We start from the raw sequence: 19,173 nt of genomic DNA, 5'->3' as shown, positions 1-19,173 counted from the left end.
TTACGGCGTCAGAAGCACCGCTGCTGTAAATCGTTTTCCGGGCCGCTCCTCCACCAGCCCCCGCACCTGAAGCATGGTGAGGGCGGAGAGGACCCGGCGGGCGGGGATCTGGACAGCTTCCACCAGGTCGTCCGCCGTCAGGGCCCGGCGCTGGAGGGCCAGAAGGAGGTCCCGCTCGTCGTCGGTAAAGGCCTCGGGGTCGTCTGATAAAGAAATATATGCCCGCGGCCGCTCCTTGTCAACCTCTTTTTCCGCCGGTTTCTCTTCTTTCCCCTCGGGAACGGGGGCTTCCAGCCGCTCCCGGACCGCCTCCGCCTCCATGGGCGGCAGGGGATGGACCCGGCTTGGAAACTGGGCGGCGAACTCCTCCAAAACATCCCGGGCGGAGAGGACCAGCTTGGCCTCTCCCCGCTGGATCAGCCGGTTGGCCCCCAGGCTGGCCGGTCCGTCGGCGGGGCCGGGGAAGGCGAATACCTCCCGGTTCTGCTCCAGGGCCGCGTGGGCGGTGATGAGGGCGCCGCTGGGCTCCCCCGCCTCCACGACCACCACGCCCAGGGACAGGCCGCTGAGGATGCGGTTGCGGACGGGAAAATGGAAGCCCGCGTGCTCGGTGCCCGGCGGATATTCACTGACCAGGGTGCCCGCGGCGGCCACGTCGGCGTAGAGCCAGCGGTGCTGCTTGGGGTAAACTACGTCGATGCCGCCCCCCAGCACGCTGACCACGCCGCCCCCACCCTTGAGGGCGCCCCGGATGCCGGCGGCGTCGATACCCTCGGCCATGCCGGAGACCAGCATTGCCCCGGAGCGGGCCAGCTCCAGGCCCAGCTTTCCCGCCAGGCCCTCGCCGTAGGGGGTGGAGCTCCTTGTCCCCACCACGCCGATGGCCAGCTCTTCGTCCACCGCCAGCTCCCGCCCCTTGAGGTAGAGGACGCAGGGCGGATCATAGATCTGGGCCAGCCGCTCCGGGTAGTTGGCGTCCTGGATGGTGAGGATGCGGATGCCCAGCCGGTCGCAGTCGGCCAGGATCCGCTCCGCCCCGGACAGGTCCTTGTCTTCCAGGGCTTTCCGCTTGGCCGCCGGGAGGCCCAGCAGCCCGTATTCCTCCGGATCGGCAAAATAGACCGCCTCGGGGGTGCCGAAGCGCTCCAGCAGCTTCCCCGCCTCTGCGGGCTGGAAGCCCCGGCGGGTGGTGAGCCAGAGAAAGTATTTCAGGTTAGCCATACCTGGGCCTCCTTTCGACTACCGCCAGCCCTCCCAGAGGACCACCGCCGCCGCCACGGCGGCGTTCAGAGATTCGCATTTCTCCTCCATGGGGATCTTCAGAGCCTTTTCGCACAGGGCCAGCATCTCCTCCGAGATGCCCCTCCCCTCGCTGCCGATCACCACGGCGGCCCGGGACAGGTCCGCCCGGCGGACGTCCACCGTATCCTCCCGCAGCGCCGTCGCGTAGAACGGAATGCCGGAGGCGTCCAGAAGGGCCTTCACCGCCCGGGGCTCCCCCCGCCACACAGGCAGGCGGAAGCAGGCCCCCATGGTGGCCCGCACCGCTTTTGGCCCGAAGGGATCGGCGCAGCCACCGGTGAGAAGGAGGCCCTTGGCCCCCATGGCGTCGGCGGTCCTCCACACGGTCCCCAGGTTGCCCGGGTCCTGGACCCCGTCCAGCACCAGATAGCGGCCCGGCTCCAGCTTGTCCGGCAGAGCGGCGCCGGGCAGGGCGCAGAGAAAGACCACCCCCTGGGGGCTCTGGGTGTCCGCCAGGGATTTCAGCACATCCCCCGGGGTCTCCACCCGGCGGGCCCCCGGAATCTCGGGCAGGGCCGTCCCCTGGGCCGAGACCACGGCAGGCACCCGCCAGCCCCACTTGAGGGCCTCCGCCAGAAGCTTGGGCCCCTCACAGACGAACAACCCCTGGCTACGGCGGAACGAGGCGGAGGCGTTCAGTTTCCGGATCTGCTGGAACAGAGGGTTCTGGCGGCTGGTGACCTGCTCCATCACTTCACCTCGTGCAAAAGGTTGATGGCCTCGCTGCGGCCCAGGACCACCACGTGGTCCCCGTTCTCCAGCACATACTCCGCCCCCGGCGCCACGTCCAGGGCATGGTCGGCGTCCTTGGCCTTGCGCACGGCGATGATGTTCACGTGGTAGGTGTTGCGCACGTCCAGCTCCCGGATGCTGTGATAGCGCCAGGAGTTGGGCACCGCCAGCTCCACGATGCCGTAGTCGTCGGAAACCTCGATGAAGTTCAGCACGTTGGAAGAGGACAAGCCCTGGGCCAGCTTGACCCCCATCTCATGTTCAGGGAACACCACCCGGTCGGCCCCGATCTTCTCCAGCACCTTCCGGTGGACGTGGCTCTGGGCCTTGCAGATGACCTCTTTCATGCCGATGTCCTTGAGGTTCAGGGTAATGAGGGCGGAATTGCCCACGTCATCCCCCACGGCCACGATGGCGCAGTCGTAGTTGCGCACCCCCATGGCCCGCAGCACGGCGGGGTCCCGTGCGTCCCCCGCCACGGCGTGGGTCACCTGGTCGGCCACCTTCTGCACGTTCTCCTCCAGGCCGTCGATGGCCAGCACCTCGTGCCCCAGGGCGGACAGCTCTGTGGCCACGGCGGTGCCGAAGCGGCCAAGACCGATGACAACGAATGTTTTCATAGATGCATCCTCCTTCCGCTTCCCACGGACGCAGCCGTGGCTGCGGTTCGCGCCTTTTGGCGCGTTGGGGTGTTTCGCCTGTGGGCGAAACACCCACGCAGGGCCAATTCATTTGGCCCGAGCAATCAAATCCGGGGGGTCCCCGGAAGCGCGGGACGCGCTTTTGGGGCGGCCACGGCGGTGCCAAAGCGGCCAAGGCCGATGACAACAAATGTTTTCATATGAGCACTTCCTTTACGGTGGGTGGGGGAAATCTCAATAGGCTCCCCTCATCCGCCCCCTGCGGGGGCACCTTCCCCCGGGGGAAGGCTTTTTGGGGGGGTCACCCGATCATGATATTGAACTCGGGGTATTTGATGTGCAAAGCGTCCTTCCTGCGCATGAGGAAGGCAATGGAGAAGGACAGCACTCCCACCCGCCCGGTGTACATGAGAAGGATCAGGAGGGCCTGGGACACCCTGGACAGTGAGGCGGTAATCCCCGCCGTCAGCCCCACGGTCCCCAAGGCGGAGGCCGTCTCGAAGGCCGCGTGGAGGAAGGGCACCCCGTCCGCCAGGGAGATGAGCATGGCGCCCCCCACAAAGAGGAGCAGCACCATCAAAAAGAGGTTGACCGCGTTCATGGCCCGGCGGGCGGGCAGGGTCCGGCCCCGGAAGGTGATGCTCTCCCGCCCTCTCAGGCCGGTGAGAAGCACCATGAAAAGCACCCACACCGTCACCGTCTTGATGCCGCCGGCGGTGGAGCCGGAGGAGCCGCCGATGAGCATGAGGATACAGCTCATGACCATGGAGTTGTCCCGCATGGCCCCCTGGTCGATGACGTTGAAGCCCGCCGTTCTGAGGGTCGTGGACTGGAAGAAGGCGTTGAGCCACTTCTCCCCCAGGGGCATCCCCCCCAGGGTGTCCGGGTTGCCCCCCTCCGCCAGGAGGAAAAACACCGTCCCCCCCGCCAGCAGCAGGCCGGTGAGACACAGCACCAGCTTGGTGTACAATGTCAGTTTCCTCCAGCTGCGCTTCCGGGCCACGTCCTCCCAGACAAAAAAGCCCAGGCCCCCGACGATGATGAGCCCCGCCGTGGTCAGCAGCATCACCGGGTCGTCGTGGAAGGCGGACAGGCTGGAGTAGGGCCCGGTCTCCCCGCCCATCAGGTCGAAGCCGGCGTTGCAGAAGGAGGACACGGAATGAAACACGGCGTGCCAGATCCCCCGCAGCAGCCCGAACCGGGGCACCAGCCGGGTGGCCATCAGCACAGCCCCCGCCGTCTCCAGGACCGCCGTCCCAGCCAGGGCCCGGCGGACCACCCGCACCACCCCGTCCAGGTCGTTGAGGTTCAGGGTGGAGACCATGATGAGCCGCTCGGACAATCCGATGCGCCGGTGGAACAGGAAGGAGATGAGGGTGATGACCGTCATGAAGCCCAGCCCGCCCAGCTGAATGAGCAGCAGGATGACCGCCTGCCCGAAGGGGGACCAGGTCAGCCAAGTGTCGGCCACCACGAGCCCCGTGACGCAGGTGGCCGAGGTGGCGGTGAACAGCCCCGTAAAAAAGCCCGCACTCTCCCCGGACCGGGCGGCGATGGGTAGCGTGAGGAGCAGAGCCCCGATCAGGATGATCAAGCCGAAGGACATGGCCACCAGCCGGGTGGGATTAAGCCGCCGCCCGCGGATAAAATGATCTTGGATAAACCGGGCGATCCGTTCGTACAAACGGCACCCTCCTCTCCTCAGGGTGGGAACGCAGAAAGGCATACCGGCGAAGCAATGCCGCCGGTATGCCAGTCAAATCTCAAAGGGGTTTCATGGTGGGGAACAGGATAACGTCCCGGATGGAGTCGGAATTTGTCAGCATCATGACGCACCGGTCGATGCCGATGCCCAGGCCGCCCGTGGGGGGCAGGCCGTATTCCAGGGCGGTGATATAGTCCTCGTCCATCATGCCGGCCTCGTCGTCTCCCTTGTCCCGCAGCTCCACCTGCTTTTGGAAACGCCCCTTCTGGTCGATGGGGTCATTGAGCTCAGAGAAGGCGTTGCCCATCTCTGAGCGGCAGACGAACAGCTCGAACCGCTCGGTGAGCCGGGGGTCCTTGGGGGAGCGCTTGGCCAGGGGGGAGACATCCACCGGGTGCATGGTGATGAAGGTGGGCTGGATGAGCTTCTCCTCCACCTTCTGGTCGAAACACTCATAGAGGGCGTTGCCCCAGGTCTTGTCGGCGGTCTCGGGCAGCTCCACGCCATGGGCCTTGGCGGCGGCCACCGCCTCGGCGTCGGAGTCGATGGCCATGAAGTCGATGCCCACGTACTGCTTCACGGCCTCGGCCATGGTCAGCCGGGGCCAGCCGGGGGTCAGGTCCAGTTTCTCCCCCTGCCACTCCAGCTCGTAAGTGCCCAGAATCTCCTTGGCGGCGGAGGACAGCAGGTCCTCGAAGAGGTCCATCATATCGTTGAAGTCGGCGTAGGCCTGGTAGAGTTCGATGGTGGTGAACTCGGGGTTGTGCTTGGGGTCCATGCCCTCGTTGCGGAAGATGCGGCCGATCTCATACACCCGGTCCAGCCCGCCCACGATGAGCCGCTTCAGGGGCAGCTCGGTGGCGATGCGCATGTACATATCCAGGTCCAGGGTGTTGTGGTGGGTGATGAAGGGCTTGGCGGTGGCGCCGCCGGAGATGGTGTTGAGGACGGGGGTCTCCACCTCCATGTAGCCTCTGGCGTCCATGAAGTTGCGCACGTGCTTGATAAACTGGGAGCGGATGATGAAGTTCCGCTTCACCTCGGGGTTCATGATGAGGTCCACGTACCGCTGGCGGTAGCGCAGCTCCTTGTCCTGAAGGCCGTGGAACTTCTCGGGCAGGGGCAGCAGGGACTTGGACAGGAGGGTGATGTCCTTGGCCCGGACGCTCATCTCCCCCCGCTGGGTGCGGAACACCTCGCCGTCCACCCCAACGATGTCGCCGATGTCAAATTTCTTGAATTTCTTGTAGACCGCCTCGTCCATCTCGTCCTGGCGGGCGTAGAGCTGGATGCGGCCGTCCCGGTCCTGGAGGTCGCAGAAGCTGACCTTCCCCATCCCCCGCTTGGACATAAGCCGCCCGGCCACCTTCACGCTCTGGCCCTCCATGGCGTCAAAGTTCTCCTTTATCTGCCGGGAGGTGGCGTCCCAGGCGAACCGGGTCTGCTGGAAGGGGTCCTCCCCCGCCTCCTGGAGGGCGGCCAGCTTCTCCCGGCGCAGGCGCAGCAGCTCGGAGAGCTCCTGCTCGGTCTGGGGGGCGCTGTTCTTCTGTTCCTCTGCCATCTTGTACTCTCCTATTCAAAGCCGCGGGCGGCTCTCGATTTCTTTGGTAAGGTCAGGCCTTCTGGATGGCAAGCACCTGATAGTGGAGGATGCCGGCGGGGGCTTCCACGTCCACGTCGTCCCCCACCACCTTGCCAAGCAGGGCCTTGCCGAAGGGGGAGTCCTCCGAGATGCGGCCCTGCATGGGGTCGGCCTCCTGGGAGCCCACGATGTGGTAGCTCTCCTCCTCGTTGAACTCCTTGTCCAGCACCTTCACCAGGCTGCCCAGACCGACGGCGTTGGCGTCGGCGGCATGCTCTTCGATAATGACGTAGTTGGCCAGGACCTCCTCCACCTCCGCGATGCGGGAGTAGAGCTTGCCCTGCTCGTTCTTGGCCTCGTCGTACTCGCTGTTTTCGCTCAGGTCCCCGAAGGACCGGGCCTCTTTGATCTGCTCGGCAACTTCCCGCTCCCGGACGGTCTTCAGGTACGTCAGCTCTTCCTGCAGCTCTTGCAGGCGCTTCGGGGTCAGTTTATACTGCTTCGCCATGGCTCTAGTCACCTTTCTTTAATTGCCTATTCCATGAGAAAAGAGCCGTTGCCGGCTCATCTCAGTTAAATACATGTCCCTTTTACATTATCCTGTATTATATGTATTTTCTCCCGTCCTGTCAAGGGCCTTCCGCCCCGGAAGGATGGTGATTTCTTCCAGTGTCCTCCGTCCGGTCTCCCAGAGCAGCTCCAGCAGCGGCAGGGGTTCCAGCTCCCGGGGCAGCTCCTCCCGCCCCAGGCCCAGGGTCAGACCCGCCAATTCCGGCTCCCCCCACAGCCGCAGCGGGGTCCCCGCCGGGCTGTTCCGGGGGGACAGCTCCAGGGATACGGCGGGCGCCGGCCCCTGGCCCAAATGGAGGGGCGCCGCCCCGTACCGCCCCCTCAGATGGGCCGCCAGCTCCTCCTCTCCCCTGTCCAGGTCCAGTAGGAGGGCGCCCACCCGGGGGCAGAGTTCCTCCGCCAGGGCCCAGGCCGTCTCGTCCGCCCGCCCACCCCGGAGGGCCACGGCCCGCCGCCGCTCGGGCATATGTTCCAAAAGGGCTAGGGCCAGCCCAGCCCCCTTGGCGCGGCACAGGGGCAGGGGATCCACCGGAGAGACCCCCGCCTCCCGCAGCTCTTCCCAGCCGTCGAACCCCGGGGCGGCCAGGGCCCGGCGGGCCCCCTGGCGCAGCAGCGCCCTGGCCCCCTGCCGGAGCCTGCGGCCCCGCCCTCCCGCCGGAAGGCCCACCGCCAGCAGGGGCAGCCCCAGGACCCGCTGGGGCTCCACCCTGGGCCGCCACCGCCGTTCCCCCGTCCAGTAAATCCATCCCACCATGGGCCAGCCCCCTTTCAGGGGATGGTATGCGGCCGGGAAGGCGGGTATTCCCGAAAAAACGGGCCCCCTTCCGGAAGGCCCGTTCATTTAATATCCCAAAAGCTCCAGCGCCTTTTGGAGCTGGGCGTCGGCGCCGTGGTCCAGCTTTCCCGCCGCCAGGGCGGCGGCGTCCTGGTCGGAGAAGGCCACCCGGGCGTCCAGGGTCACTCCTGTGCCGATGAGGGAGACCCCCTCCCCCGTGAAATACTTGGCGGTGGACAGGTTCAGCGCTCCGCCGCCGGCCAGGGCGATGGCCTGCTGGGAATAGCCCTTGCCCGAGGTCTCCTCCCCCACCACCGGGGCCCCCGCCGCCTCCCGAAGCTCGGCGGCAAAGAGCTCCGCAGCGGAGTAGGTGTTGGCGTTCACCAGCACCGCCATGGGCACGCCCACGTGTTCCTCGTCGGACTCCACCACCTCTTCCGGCCCCCCCTTGCTCCGGGTGCGGAAAATGGGCCCCTCGGGCAGCAGGCGGTCCAGCATATCGGTGAGCTCTCCCACGTAGCCGCCCCCGTTGTCCCGCATGTCGAAGACCAGAGCCCGGGCCCCCTGGTCCAGAAGGGCGTCCACCTCCTCCCGGAGGCGTTTGGCGCTGTTGGAGTAAAAATTCTCTACCTTAATATAGCCCACGCCGCCGTCCAGCAGCTCGCTGGAGACCGGGTCGGTCTCCACCGCCCCACGCAGGAGCGTGACCTCCCGCACTGCACCGTCGGGAGCCAGGAGGGTAAGAGCCACCGGGGTGCCCGCCTCCCCCATGACGGCCTCAGAGCCGTCGTAGCGGGCCTCTCCGGCCACGGAGGCGCCGTCCACCGCGGTGATGATCTCTCCCGCCTCCACGCCGGCCTCTCCCGCCGGGGAGCCTTTTTTTACAGAGAGGATGGTCATGCCCCGCTCGTCTTCGAATCCCACGGTGATACCCACGCCGATATAGGTGTTGGTACGGCGCTGGTTCTGGGCCTCGTAGGCCTCCGCCGTCAGATAGTGGCTCCACCGGTCGCCCAGGCCGTCCACCATCCCCGCCAGGGCGCCGTCCGTCATGGCCTGGGGGTCATAGTCCCCCACGAACTGGGTGCGGATCACCGCCAGCCCCTCCAGCAGGGGCACCGCCTGGGGGCCCAGGACCACCCAGGCCGCCAGCAGGGCCAGGGCCAGGGCGGCCACCGCCCCGCCCAGGGCGGAGAGCAGCAGTTGAAGGGTAGAAAAATGTCTTTGCCTCATTTGGGTCATCCTTTCAGCGCAAAGCGGGCGGAGAGTCATTCTCCGCCCGCTTGAAGTCCGCTCAGTAGAAATTCACACCGGGGAACATGCTCCGGGGGTCCTGGCGCACCCCGTTGATCCGCAGCTCCAGGTGAAGGTGGTTGCCGGTGGCGGAGCCGGTCATGCCAACGTAGCCCAAGGTCTGGCCCTGGCTCACCACCTGGCCCTCGCTCACCGCCCGGGAGGACATGTGGGCATAGAGGGTGGTCATGCCGTTGCCGTGGCTCACCACCACGTAGTTGCCGTAGGAGCTGGGGGCATAGGCCGAGATGGTGACCACCCCGCCCTGGACAGCGGTGATGGTGGTGCCGCCGGGGGCGGCGATGTCGATACCGGTATGGTTGTTGTACTTGCCCGTGATGGGGTGGGTCCGGGGTCCAAAGTAGGAGGTGATGTGCGTATTGCTGGAGGGCAGGGGGTAATGGTACCCGGAGCCGGTGGTGAAGGTGATCTGCTGGGAGGCGATGAGCCGGTCCAGCTCTTTCTGCTTCTGGGCGATCTGGTTGTTGATCTTCTTCTCCTCGGCCTCCTCGGCCGCCACCAGGGCTTCGGCCGCGGCGGCCTGGCCCTTGAGCTCATCAAAGAGGGCCTGGGCCTCTTTGACCTTGGATGCCTGCTCGGCCCGCTGGGCGTCCAGCTCGGCCTTCTGCTCGTCCAGGGCGGCTTTGGATTCGTTAAGTCCCGCCAGGGTCTCCTCCACCTCCTGCCGGGCCGCCGCCAGGGTGTCCACCACGGTGTTGTCGTACTCCATGATCTCGTCCACCAGGGCCAGCCGGTCCAGAAGGTCGGTATAGTCCTTGGCCTCGAAGAGCACCGACCAGTAAGAGACGGTGCCCGCCTCCTCCATGGCCCTGGCCCGCTGGCAGAACCTCTCGTAGGCCGCCGCCTCCTTGGCCTGGGCGTCGGCCAGGGCCACCTCCTGCTCGGCGATGAGGCTGACATAGGTGTCGATCTGGCTCTGGGTATTGGCCACCTGGGCGTCGATGGCGGCCAACTGTTGGTCCAAGATCTGCTTGCGCTCCAAAGCCTTGGCCTTGTCGTTCTCGATGGCCTTCAGCTGGTCCTGGAGCTCTTTCTTCCGGGCCTTGGTGTCGGCGGCGTCCCCCTTGAGCCCGGAGATCTGGCTTTGCAGCTCACTCTGGCTGGCCGCCCGGGCCATGAGGGTGAAGGCGCTGCCCAGCAGGGGCAGCACCAGGGCCAGCACCATCACCAGGGCCAGGAGGACCGTGACGATCCGCCGCCAGTCCGGCCTGGCGCTCTTCTTTTTTGTCTGAGGCTGCTGTTTCAATGTACTTCCCTCCGACCGCGGCGCTTAAACCTGAAGGAACTTCCGGATGGCCATGACCGACCCTCCGGTGCCCACCACCAGCCCGGTGGCGGCAAAGACGCCCAGCACCCTGGCGGCGATGGCCTGGAAGGGGACAACGTCCAAGAGCTGGATGGTCTCCCCCGTGTTGATGGCCTGGGCGATCAAGCCGTAGACCCCCCACTGGAGAAGGAAGGCGATAACGGCGCCGGCCAGGCCCAAGAGCATGCCCTCAAAGATGAAGGGCCCCCGGACAAAGCCGTTGGTGGCGCCGCACATTTTCATGATGGCGATCTCGTCCCGCCTCGTGAAGGTGCCCAGCTTGATGGTGTTATAGATGATGAACAGGGAGATGAGCAGCAGGAGCACGATGAGGATGAGGGCCACGCCGGTGGCCACGTTGCGCACCAGCACAAAGCCCTGGGCCACCTCGGGGGCGGCCTGGAGGTTAACGATGCCTGCCACCCCCCGGACCTGGTCCATGGTCTCCTGCATTTTCGCGATGTCCTCCATGTGAACGGAGTAGCGGTCCCGGAACACTTCGTCCGGGAGGTCGGCATAGAGCCCGGCGTTCTTATCCTGGGCAAACTGGTCGGCGTAGTTGGCCTTGGCCTCCTCCTTGGTGGTGAAGGTCACGGAGGCCACGTTGGGCAGGGCCTCCAGCTTGGTCTGGAGGGCCAGGGCGTCCTCCCGGCTGTAACTCTCATCCACGAAGGCCAAAAACTCGTTGTCCCGCTCCAGATCCCCCAGCTTGTTCTCCAGGTTCAGCGCCACCAGGGAAAAGGACCCCATAATGATGAGGCAGGCCACGATCATGAACACGGCGGCAAAGGACATCAGACCGTGGGTGAAGATGGAGTGGAAGCCCTCGGAAAAATAATAGCTCAGATTATAATGTCTCTTCATTGTTATAATACCCGCCCGTCTCGTCGCTGATGATCCGTCCGCCCTCGATGGCGATGACCCGCTTGGAAAAGCGGTTGACCAGTTCCTTCTCATGGGTGACCACCAGCATGGTGGTGCCCAGCTCGTTGATCTTCTCCAGCAGCATCATGATCTCCAAAGACCGCTGGGGGTCCAGATTGCCCGTGGGCTCGTCGGCGATGATCATCTGGGGGTTGTTCACCAGGGCCCGGGCGATGGCCACACGCTGCTGCTCCCCGCCGGAGAGCTGGGTGGGGTAGCGGTCCTCTTTCCGGCTCAGGCCCACCAGGTCCAGCACGTAGGGGATGCGCTTGCGGATCTCCCGGGGGGAGGCCCCCACAGCCCGCATGGCGAAGGTCAGGTTCTCCCACACCGTTTTCTTGTCGATGAGCCGGAAGTCCTGGAAAATGACCCCCAGGGTGCGGCGCATATAGGGGATCTGGCCCGGCCGGATGCTGTTCAGGTTGTACCCGTTCACCATGATGCGCCCGCCGGAGGGGTGGACCTCCCCGGTGATGAGCTTGATGATGGTGGACTTGCCCGAGCCGGAGGGGCCCACCAGGAAGGCGAACTCCCCGTCGTCGATGCGCATGGAGACCCCTTTCAGGGCCTTGGTGCCGTTATCATAGGTCTTTTGAATGTCTAAGAGGCGTATCATTCGCAAGCTCCTCATAACAACGATTGACAATCAGACGCGGACGGTCGGTCCGTCCAGGTTCGATTGTCAATCGTCATTCGTATCTAAAATATGTACCCGCTTTAGTTGTCGATGCCCCGGGAGACCAGGTACTTCTTGACCATCAGGGCCACCTTGAAGGTGATGGCGTCGTCAAATTCCCGCAGGTCCAGCCCCGTCAGCTTCTTGATCTTCTCCAGCCGGTACACCAGGGTGTTGCGGTGGACGAAGAGCTTCCGGGCGGTCTCGGACACGTTCAGGTTGTTCTCGAAGAATTTGTTGATGGTGAATAGGGTCTCCTGGTCCAAAGCGTCGATGGGGTTCTTCTTAAAGACCTCCTGGAGGAACATCTCGCACAGAGTGGTGGGCAGCTGGTAGATGAGCCGCCCGATGCCCAGGTTGTCGTAGTTGATGACGCTGCGCTCGGTGTCAAAGACCTTGCCCACCTCGATGGCCATCTGGGCCTCCTTATAGGAGCGGGCCAGGTCCCGGATGTTGGTGACCACCGTGCCGATGCCCACCACCGCCTTCAGATCCAGCTCGGACACCAGGCCCTCCTCGATCTGCTGGGCGATCTTATCCAGCCGCTTGCCCTCGGTCCCCTCGGGAAGCTGCTTGATGACGGCCACGTCGGTCTCGCTGATGGAGAGCACGAAGTCCATCTGTTTATCGGGGAACATGGCCTGGATGGCGTCGATCATGGCCGGGTCGGCGGGCTCGGCCTGCCGCACCAGGAAGACCCCCCGGGGCACGTCGCACACAAAGTGCAGCTCCTTGGCCCGGACATAGATATCCCCCAGGAGGATGTTGTCGGAGATGATGTTTTTGACAAAGGTCCCCTTGTCGTGCTTCTCCTCATAGCTCTGCTTGGCCCCGTTGAAGGCCACGGCGGCCAGGTGGCACAGGGAGCGGGCGAAGTCGTCCTCCCCCTGGACAAAACCGGCATAGTCGAACTGGGCGCCCCAGCTGGCCAGGGTCTTGAAGGTCCTTCCCTCATAGTGGACCATGCCGCCGTCGGCGGCATTGAGCTGGTCCACCACGCCGCCCCAGCGCTCTCCGATCAGAGAGAGCTCGTCGCAGGCCACGACGGTGCCTTCGGCGTCGATAACGCCTACCGCCCGGTCCGTCCCTTCCTTCATCTGTAAAACGACACTCTGAAAGATCCTGTTGGACATCTGGAATGCCTCCTTGCTTTAATTCCCACCCGGGCGGTCAATCTTTGGTTTACAACACTCAACGCCTTTTATTATAACGGCTTTTTTCTCCCTTTTCAATAGCAAATTGAAAGATTTTTGTGGAAAATGCCGAATCTCATTTTATCCTGTCCCACCGGCGGCCCGGAGGGCCTCCAATTCCGCCCTGGTCAGCTCCCGCCACCGGCCGGGGGCCAGGGCCTCGTCCAGAACCAGAGGGCCGAAGGTGAGCCGCTTGAGGTACACCACCGGCTTTCCCCGGGCGGCCATCATCCGCTTGATCTGATGGTATTTCCCCTCCCACAGGGTCACCAGCGCCTCCCCCGGGCCCAGCCGCTCCAGCCCGGCGGGCAGGCAGCGCAGGCCGCTTTGGAGGGTCATCCCCTCCCGGAAGGCCCGCTCGTCCCCCTCGTCCAGCGCCCCGTCTACCCGCACCAGATAGGTCTTCTCCACGTGGCGGCGGGGGGAGAGAAGGCCGTGGGCCAGGGCGCCGTCGTTGGTGAGAAGCAGCAGGCCCACCGTGTCCTTGTCCAGCCGTCCCGCCGGGAAGAGCCCCACCCGCCGCAGGTGCTCGGGCAGAAGAGAGAGGACGGTGGGCTGCCTGGGGTCGTCGGTGGCCGAGACCAGGCCCGCCGGCTTGTGGAGCATCAGGTACACCCGCTTTTCCCCGGAGAGCTCCTCCCCGTCCACCTGAAACCGGGCCCCCTCGGAAAATTTCTCCTCCCGCCGGAGGGAGGCGGCCCCGTCCACCGTCACCCGTCCGGTGCGGATCAGCTCGGCGGCCTCTTTCCGGGACCACCGGCCGGTATTGGCCAATATCTTATCCAGGCGCTCCACGATGCCGCCCCCCTGTTTTTTCTTTGGCTCTATCTTATCATATTTCCGCCCCATTTCCCATAGAAATTGAGCAAGGCTGAATAAAGGGGCGATGGCGGTGTTTATTTGGACAGCAAAGATCGACCGGCGCAAGACGGCGCTGGTCCTGGTGGGCGCGGTGGTGCTCTGCGGGGCGGTGCTGGCGGCCGTATTCCTGGGCACGAGGGGAACGGCGGCCTCCGCCGCAGTGAGCCCCAAAGGGGTCAAGACGGCGGAGGACCGGGCGGCCTACCTCACGGCCTGGGGCTGGCAGGTGCCGGACGACGCGGCGGAGGTGGAGGAGCTGGAGCTCCCCAAGGAGTTTGGTCCGGAGTACGACCAGTACATGTCCCTCCAGGCGGACCAGGGCTTCGACCTGACAAAGTACGCGGGCAAGCGGATCAAGCGTTACACTTACGATATCCTGAACTATCCCACCGGGGAGGCCGGGGTCCAGGCCCACCTGCTGATCTGCAAGAACACGGTGGTGGCCGGTGAGATCGTGGGCGAGGATTTCCTTCACGGCCTGGCCATGCCGGGATAACACAGAAAGGGCGCCCTTTCCAAACAATGTAATCGAGATAAGCAGGAAGCTGTTTTGCTCAGCAAAGCAGTTGACCCCCGCCCGACTTTTTGAAAGTGGGCGGGGGTCTTTTTTCTTGGCAGTTAATGATTAAAGGATACCTGCAATGGCCATTTTGAAACCGGCCAGCGCCTGCGCGTAGCTTTGAGGATTTTTGCCGATCTTCTGAGGATCATAGTCACACATACTAAAAATGCCCGCATAATGAGCAACGATTTTCTTCAGATTATTCTGAAGGAAAATCTTTGGCGTATGCGTCCAGCGGATCTCGCTTCGCCCGTTGTCCTCATATTTTTCCATCAACGCCTGAAGCCCATACACCAGCGGAACAATAAACCCCTCGGGACTAATGGTCTCAATCTCGACATCGGTGTACGGGGTCCTCTTGTCTTTCCGCTTTTCATTCAGCTTTTTAACGGCGGTAATTCGTCCGTAGCTGCCGCCGGCGGCATTGTACAGCTCAGGGAACACCGCATAGATATAATCGTAAAGTTCAGGCAGCTCAACCGCAATTTTAAATGCAGAACCCACTTCGAGATTTTCAAGCTCCCGCTTGTAATCCCCAGAAGTTTCAGCAGTAACTTCCGGAGAGCTCATCAGCTTCTCGAATTGCTTCAGACAGCCGCCTTTTCCCCGATAAATATTCTGTGCGAGGACGGGTTCAAGCGTTCTCCCGTTTGTGTCCTTGACCGGCGTAATAAGGTTCAAGGGAATCCATGCCAGCGCGATAATATCCTGCGCCTTAATGTCGCCGCCATCATTGGTTTTCCACTCGATTCGATTGCTGAGGGCAGGATTGCGCTTATCCATGAGGGACTTCAATGCATCGAAATACCCCAGCTGGTTTGCCTTGGCGGATACTTGCAGCTGCACATTATTGTTTCTTGCCGCACAGATTTCCAGCAGGTCGTTTTTGAATGCTTCAACAGAGGCCAGTTCATCCGCACTGCGGGGAACCAGAAGCTCAACCGGCACATAAAAGTTCAGACTGCCGATATCAGGATCTTTTCTCACGGCATCCAGATACTCATCAATCACATCCCGGTTCGCCTGCCACAGCTGCTTGAACTCGTCCCACGTCTTTGCCCCCTTGGGGAAAGACACCTCCCCATGCTCCATCGCCTTTTTCAGGATATGCAGGCCGATGGCAAGCGCATTGTGACCACCGTCCAGAATCCCCTCAATATTAGGATTATCAGGAGTTACTTTGACGCGGCCTCTATCCAGCCGTTCATACTGAGACGCTGCGAGCAGAATGCCTTTTGTCTTAAAGGGGAAAACATCGGGATCTGTTTCGATCGATTCCTGAATCGCATCGGTTACAGGGCCGGTTTTGGAAGAACGAGGATTTGCCTCCAGGTCCAGGGAATCAATGACAGGAATAAGATACTTGGCCTTGGTAAGCCCGACGATCTTGGTGATTTCTCCGACTGTCTGCTCAGTGGAAAAATCGAACTTGATAATGACGCTTGTGTTTCTGTTCAACATGTTTTGTCTCCTTTCACTATTGCGGTTCTGGAAACAAAAAGAGCCAACTATACAAGTCGGCTCTTGAAATACATAATTACAATATTTCCAGAACCTATCCAGGTGCATGTTTTACCTGCCCGCTATCCAGCCGGCACCTACATAATACCAAATTCGACTTGATTTGTCAATCCCTTACAAATTATGTCATAGTTAAGTTTGTTCATTTGAAATCCAAAGCGGTATTTTTAAGAATGACCTGCTTCACGCCTGTTCCCTCAATAAGTCTTTCAGGGCTGATTCGTCATCCAGTCATATTGATAGATCATCCTGGGCACTCCCCTCTTTTTCGTTGGATTATAATGGGGTGTATCAACATTTGCCCCGGCCTAATAGCCTCTCGCCCTTATAAATACAAAAAAGGAGCCAGTTTGTAAACTGACTCCTTTTTACATGGCATTTCCTTTTCAGGGCACCCTTTTTCTTATCTCGCCAGGGCCTTGCTCCCCAGATGGAGGAAGTACATGTAATAGATGCACCCGATGGCCTGCACCACACGGGACAGCAGATTCATAAAGCCTCCCATGTCCCCCAGGGCGTTCACCACGCTCAAAAGCTGGCAGAATACCACCACGGCGGCGCAGCCCAGGTACATCTTCCGGGCCTTGTCCTCCAAATCGGCCATCCCCCGCTCGCCCATGCACAGCTGGACGGTGGAGTCACAGACGTAGGCCATGCCCATGTAGGACACGATGGCGGAAACGGCCCGCAGCAGCAGGTAGACCCAGCTCCCCGTGATGGCGGCCAGCACATCGCAGACCAGCACGATCAGGATAAAGAACAGGGCGGTGCGGTAGCCCCCGTGGACCGACATAGCCTTGGCCAGCCCCAGGGCCGACAGAACCAGGCCGATCAGGTCGACGGCCACGTACAGGACGGTGATCACCGGCCCCAGAGCCGCCACACAGGCCAGAACCGCCGAAGCCACCAGCAGAAGATTTCCCCAGAATACCAGCCGCAGGCCCTTCCCGGCGGCGCTCGTGTTACTTCCCATGGTCTATTCTCCTTTTTCCTTTCGCAAATGGACGTTCAGATGGTTATAGGTCATCTCCACCCCGGCTCCGTCAAAGGCCTCCTTCACCTGTTCCAGCAGGTCGTAGTAGACCGGCCAGTAATCCTCGGTGGCGCACCAGACCCGCAGGATATACTCGATGGAGCTGTCGCCGTACCGGCAGACCCGAATGAGGGGCTCCGGCGTGGGCAGGGTCTTGGGGTGCTCCCCCACCACCCGGGCGATGCACTCTTTTACCGTCTTTTGAGGCGCGTCATAGGAGGCGCTGAACTTCAGCTCGATCTGACGCTTGTCGGCGGAGGTATAGTTGACGATGGTCTTGGCGGAGATCTCCCCGTTGGGCACGAAAATGATCTTGTTGTCCACCGTGCTCAGCTTGGTGTAGACAAGCCCGATCTCCACCACGGTGCCGCTGACCCCGCCGGCCTCCACGTAGTCCCCCGCCGTAAAGGGTTTGGACCCCAGGAGCATCAAGCCCCCCGCCAGGTTGGCCAGGATACCCTGGAGGGCCAGGGACAGCGCCAGTCCGGCCACGCCCAGCACCGCCACCAGGGAGGCCGTGGGGATCCCCAGATAGCCCAGCAGGACGCACAGGACCACCAGCAGCAGCACCCCCCGCAGGGCCGAGAGGAGGAACCGGTGGGCGCTCTTATCCAGGGATGTCCGGGAGATGGCCCGCCTGGCCAGAGCCATCAGCACCTTCACCGCGATCAGGCACACCGCCAGCAGAAGCGCCAGTTCCAGCAGGCTCTCCCAGCTGATGAGCTGTTTTTTCAGAAGGGTCAGGATATTCCAAACCGTCTGCGTGGTCTCAGTGGAATCTGTTCCGTTCGGCATGTCCCGCGCCTCCCCCCTTTCCCGTCGATGGTGTTCAATACCGATTATTTTACGTCAGAACCGGTAAAAAAGCAATGAATTTCTGGTCACAGGCAGAGGCCCCCGGCCCGCAAGGACTGAACCCAGAACGGAAAAACCGCCACAGAGGGCACGCAAAATCTTTCCTTTGGCATTTCCAGAGAAAGCAAAAGGAACCCCGGCAATCCTGACGGATGCCGGGGTTCCTTACAGCACTCATTGAGAAAGGGCACAGGGAAGCCGCGCGCTTCTTTCTGAGGGCGGCCCCGCGCCGAAGCGGTTTTTACGCGTTGTCCGCAAGAAGCTGCCTGCCTCTTTGATAATACGCCTGCCAGTCCGCCGCCGGGACCATGCTGCCGCCGGTGGCCCAGACGATGTGGGTCGCCTCCGGCAGTCTGCCGGTCAGGCCCTCCCGGCGCTGGTACTCCTTGCCCGGCTTGCTGTCCTGGATCCATCCGGGACCGGTCATCCCGGCCAGGGCGCTGGGCTCCAGATGGATCCCCTCCCGGTCGGCCAGGGTGGTCAGCAGACGGTACAGGTGCTCGTCGGAAATGGTATAGCACCCGGACAGGAAGGGTTCTATCAGCTTGCCCACGAACTGAGAGGGACGCCCCACCGCCAGGCCGTCGGCGGCGGTGCGGTTGTCGATGCCGAAATCGTTGACGCACACCTGGGCGTGGAGGCCGGTGGCCATGCCCAGCGTCATACAGGGGGCGTGGGTGGGCTCGGCAAAGAAGCAGTGGACGTGGTCGCCAAAGACCTCTTTCAGGCCGAAGGCCACACCCCCGGGACCGCCGCCCACCCCGCAGGGCAGGTAGACAAACAGCGGATGGGCCTCATCCACGGGAGTCCCCCGCTCCTCCAGCTGCTTTTTCAGCCGGAGCGCCGCCACCGCGTAGCCCAGGAAGAGGTTTTTGGAGTTTTCGTCGTCCACGAAGTGGCAGCAAGGGTCCTTCTCCGCCTGGGCCCGCCCCTCGGTGATGGCTTTGCTGTAATCGTCCGAATACTCCACCACCGTGACGCCCTTGCTGCGCAGCATGTCCTTCTTCCACTGCCGGGCGTCGGCCGACATGTGGACCGTGACCCGGAAGCCCAGCTTGGCGCTCATGATGCCGATGGACAGGCCCAGGTTGCCGGTGGAGCCCACCGCGATGCCGTACTTGGAAAAGAGCTCCACGAACCGGGGCTCGGCCAGGACCCTGTAATCCTCCTCCAGGGTGAGCATCCCGCTCTCCAGGGCGATCCGCTCGGCCACGCACAGCACCTCGTAGATGCCGCCCCGGGCCTTGATGGAGCCGGAGACGGGCAGGTGGCTGTCACACTTCAGCAGGAGGGTCCCCTCAACCCCCAGTTCCTCGGCCATCCCGCCGATCTCCCGGAGGGGGGATTCCAGGATGCCCCCCGCCTGCTCCGTCTCGGGGAACACCTTCGCCAGATAGGGGGCAAAGCGGGCCAGCCTGGCCTCAGCCTCCCGGATGTCCGGCATCCCCAGGGGGCACGCCCCGGCGGCCTGGGCCGCCGGGAGCTTGTGCCCGTCCAGCCACATGGTCTCCCGCAGGGCGGTCAGGTCCCGGATGACCGGGACGGCACGCTCCCACTCCTCCAATGTCTTACCTTCAATTACCTTCATAGGTTCTGTTTCTCCTTACGCGAAATACAAGTT

General features: G+C 62.9%; 18 protein-coding genes. 1 reads left to right on the top strand and 17 read right to left on the bottom strand.

All coding sequences use genetic code 11. The features are described 5' to 3' along the window. From dprA to AAEU42_RS11980, 13 genes are all read right to left on the bottom strand, one after another. Positions 1 to 1,221, bottom strand: coding sequence for a DNA-processing protein DprA (dprA, locus tag AAEU42_RS12040; protein WP_342233810.1), 1,221 nt, complete (start codon positions 1,219 to 1,221; stop codon positions 1 to 3). An 18-nt stretch (positions 1,222 to 1,239) separates the two neighbouring features. Beyond that, positions 1,240 to 1,992 carry a TrmH family RNA methyltransferase gene (locus tag AAEU42_RS12035; protein ID WP_342233809.1) on the bottom strand — a complete coding sequence of 251 codons (753 nt, stop codon included), beginning with the start codon at positions 1,990 to 1,992 and terminating at the stop codon, positions 1,240 to 1,242. Next, complete coding sequence (locus AAEU42_RS12030; RefSeq protein ID WP_342233808.1) at positions 1,992 to 2,654, bottom strand: potassium channel family protein; 663 nt, start codon at positions 2,652 to 2,654, stop codon at positions 1,992 to 1,994. The genes AAEU42_RS12035 and AAEU42_RS12030 overlap by 1 nt, the downstream gene beginning before the upstream one ends. Before the next feature lie 322 nt (positions 2,655 to 2,976). Beyond that, complete coding sequence (locus tag AAEU42_RS12025) at positions 2,977 to 4,359, bottom strand: TrkH family potassium uptake protein (RefSeq protein ID WP_342233807.1); 1,383 nt, start codon at positions 4,357 to 4,359, stop codon at positions 2,977 to 2,979. Positions 4,360 to 4,438: 79 nt separating this feature from the next. Then, entirely contained in the window at positions 4,439 to 5,941 is a 1,503-nt protein-coding gene (gene lysS / locus AAEU42_RS12020; protein ID WP_342233806.1) for a lysine--tRNA ligase, read from the bottom strand. Positions 5,942 to 5,993: 52 nt separating this feature from the next. Beyond that, a complete protein-coding gene (gene greA, locus AAEU42_RS12015; RefSeq protein ID WP_342233805.1) occupies positions 5,994 to 6,470 on the bottom strand; it encodes a transcription elongation factor GreA in 477 nt (158 codons plus the stop codon). Between the two features lie 87 nt (positions 6,471 to 6,557). Continuing rightward, complete coding sequence (locus AAEU42_RS12010) at positions 6,558 to 7,286, bottom strand: hypothetical protein (RefSeq protein WP_342233804.1); 729 nt, start codon at positions 7,284 to 7,286, stop codon at positions 6,558 to 6,560. Positions 7,287 to 7,373: 87 nt separating this feature from the next. After that, positions 7,374 to 8,540: a S41 family peptidase gene (locus tag AAEU42_RS12005; RefSeq protein ID WP_342233803.1), complete on the bottom strand. Its 1,167-nt coding sequence runs from the start codon at positions 8,538 to 8,540 to the stop codon at positions 7,374 to 7,376. 61 nt (positions 8,541 to 8,601) lie between these two features. Further along, on the bottom strand, positions 8,602 to 9,867 hold the full coding sequence (locus AAEU42_RS12000; RefSeq protein ID WP_342233802.1) for a murein hydrolase activator EnvC family protein: 1,266 nt from the start codon (positions 9,865 to 9,867) through the stop codon (positions 8,602 to 8,604). 24 nt (positions 9,868 to 9,891) lie between these two features. Then, positions 9,892 to 10,791 carry a permease-like cell division protein FtsX gene (gene ftsX, locus AAEU42_RS11995; protein ID WP_342233801.1) on the bottom strand — a complete coding sequence of 300 codons (900 nt, stop codon included), beginning with the start codon at positions 10,789 to 10,791 and terminating at the stop codon, positions 9,892 to 9,894. Further along, the gene (gene ftsE / locus AAEU42_RS11990) at positions 10,775 to 11,467 is read right to left on the bottom strand and encodes a cell division ATP-binding protein FtsE (protein WP_342233800.1); all 693 of its coding nucleotides are present in this window, start codon (positions 11,465 to 11,467) and stop codon (positions 10,775 to 10,777) included. Before ftsE ends, ftsX begins: the two co-directional genes overlap by 17 nt. 101 nt (positions 11,468 to 11,568) lie before the next feature. Beyond that, positions 11,569 to 12,660: a PucR family transcriptional regulator gene (locus AAEU42_RS11985; RefSeq protein WP_342233799.1), complete on the bottom strand. Its 1,092-nt coding sequence runs from the start codon at positions 12,658 to 12,660 to the stop codon at positions 11,569 to 11,571. Between the two features lie 141 nt (positions 12,661 to 12,801). Next, positions 12,802 to 13,515, bottom strand: coding sequence for a pseudouridine synthase (locus AAEU42_RS11980; RefSeq protein WP_342233798.1), 714 nt, complete (start codon positions 13,513 to 13,515; stop codon positions 12,802 to 12,804). Positions 13,516 to 13,606: 91 nt separating this feature from the next. Here AAEU42_RS11980 and AAEU42_RS11975 point away from each other — a divergent pair, with 91 nt between their 5' ends. Then, positions 13,607 to 14,077 carry a DUF4830 domain-containing protein gene (locus AAEU42_RS11975; protein ID WP_342233797.1) on the top strand — a complete coding sequence of 157 codons (471 nt, stop codon included), beginning with the start codon at positions 13,607 to 13,609 and terminating at the stop codon, positions 14,075 to 14,077. A gap of 129 nt (positions 14,078 to 14,206) precedes the next feature. On the opposite strand, the gene AAEU42_RS11970 is transcribed toward AAEU42_RS11975, so the two are convergent. From AAEU42_RS11970 to AAEU42_RS11955, 4 genes are all read right to left on the bottom strand, one after another. Then, positions 14,207 to 15,604, bottom strand: coding sequence for a hypothetical protein (locus tag AAEU42_RS11970; RefSeq protein WP_342233796.1), 1,398 nt, complete (start codon positions 15,602 to 15,604; stop codon positions 14,207 to 14,209). 463 nt (positions 15,605 to 16,067) lie between these two features. Continuing rightward, positions 16,068 to 16,637 (bottom strand): hypothetical protein, encoded by a 570-nt coding sequence (locus tag AAEU42_RS11965; RefSeq protein WP_342233795.1) that lies wholly within the window; start codon positions 16,635 to 16,637, stop codon positions 16,068 to 16,070. A 3-nt stretch (positions 16,638 to 16,640) separates the two neighbouring features. After that, the gene (locus tag AAEU42_RS11960) at positions 16,641 to 17,492 is read right to left on the bottom strand and encodes a mechanosensitive ion channel family protein (protein WP_342233794.1); all 852 of its coding nucleotides are present in this window, start codon (positions 17,490 to 17,492) and stop codon (positions 16,641 to 16,643) included. 301 nt (positions 17,493 to 17,793) lie between these two features. Further along, positions 17,794 to 19,140: a D-serine ammonia-lyase gene (locus tag AAEU42_RS11955; protein ID WP_342233793.1), complete on the bottom strand. Its 1,347-nt coding sequence runs from the start codon at positions 19,138 to 19,140 to the stop codon at positions 17,794 to 17,796. Between the last annotated feature and the right edge of the window lie 33 nt (positions 19,141 to 19,173).

It is taken from the genome of Pseudoflavonifractor phocaeensis, assembly GCF_038439875.1.
Taxonomy (GTDB): Bacteria; Bacillota; Clostridia; order Oscillospirales; family Oscillospiraceae; genus Vermiculatibacterium.
This window is presented reverse-complemented; position numbering and strand designations above follow the sequence as displayed.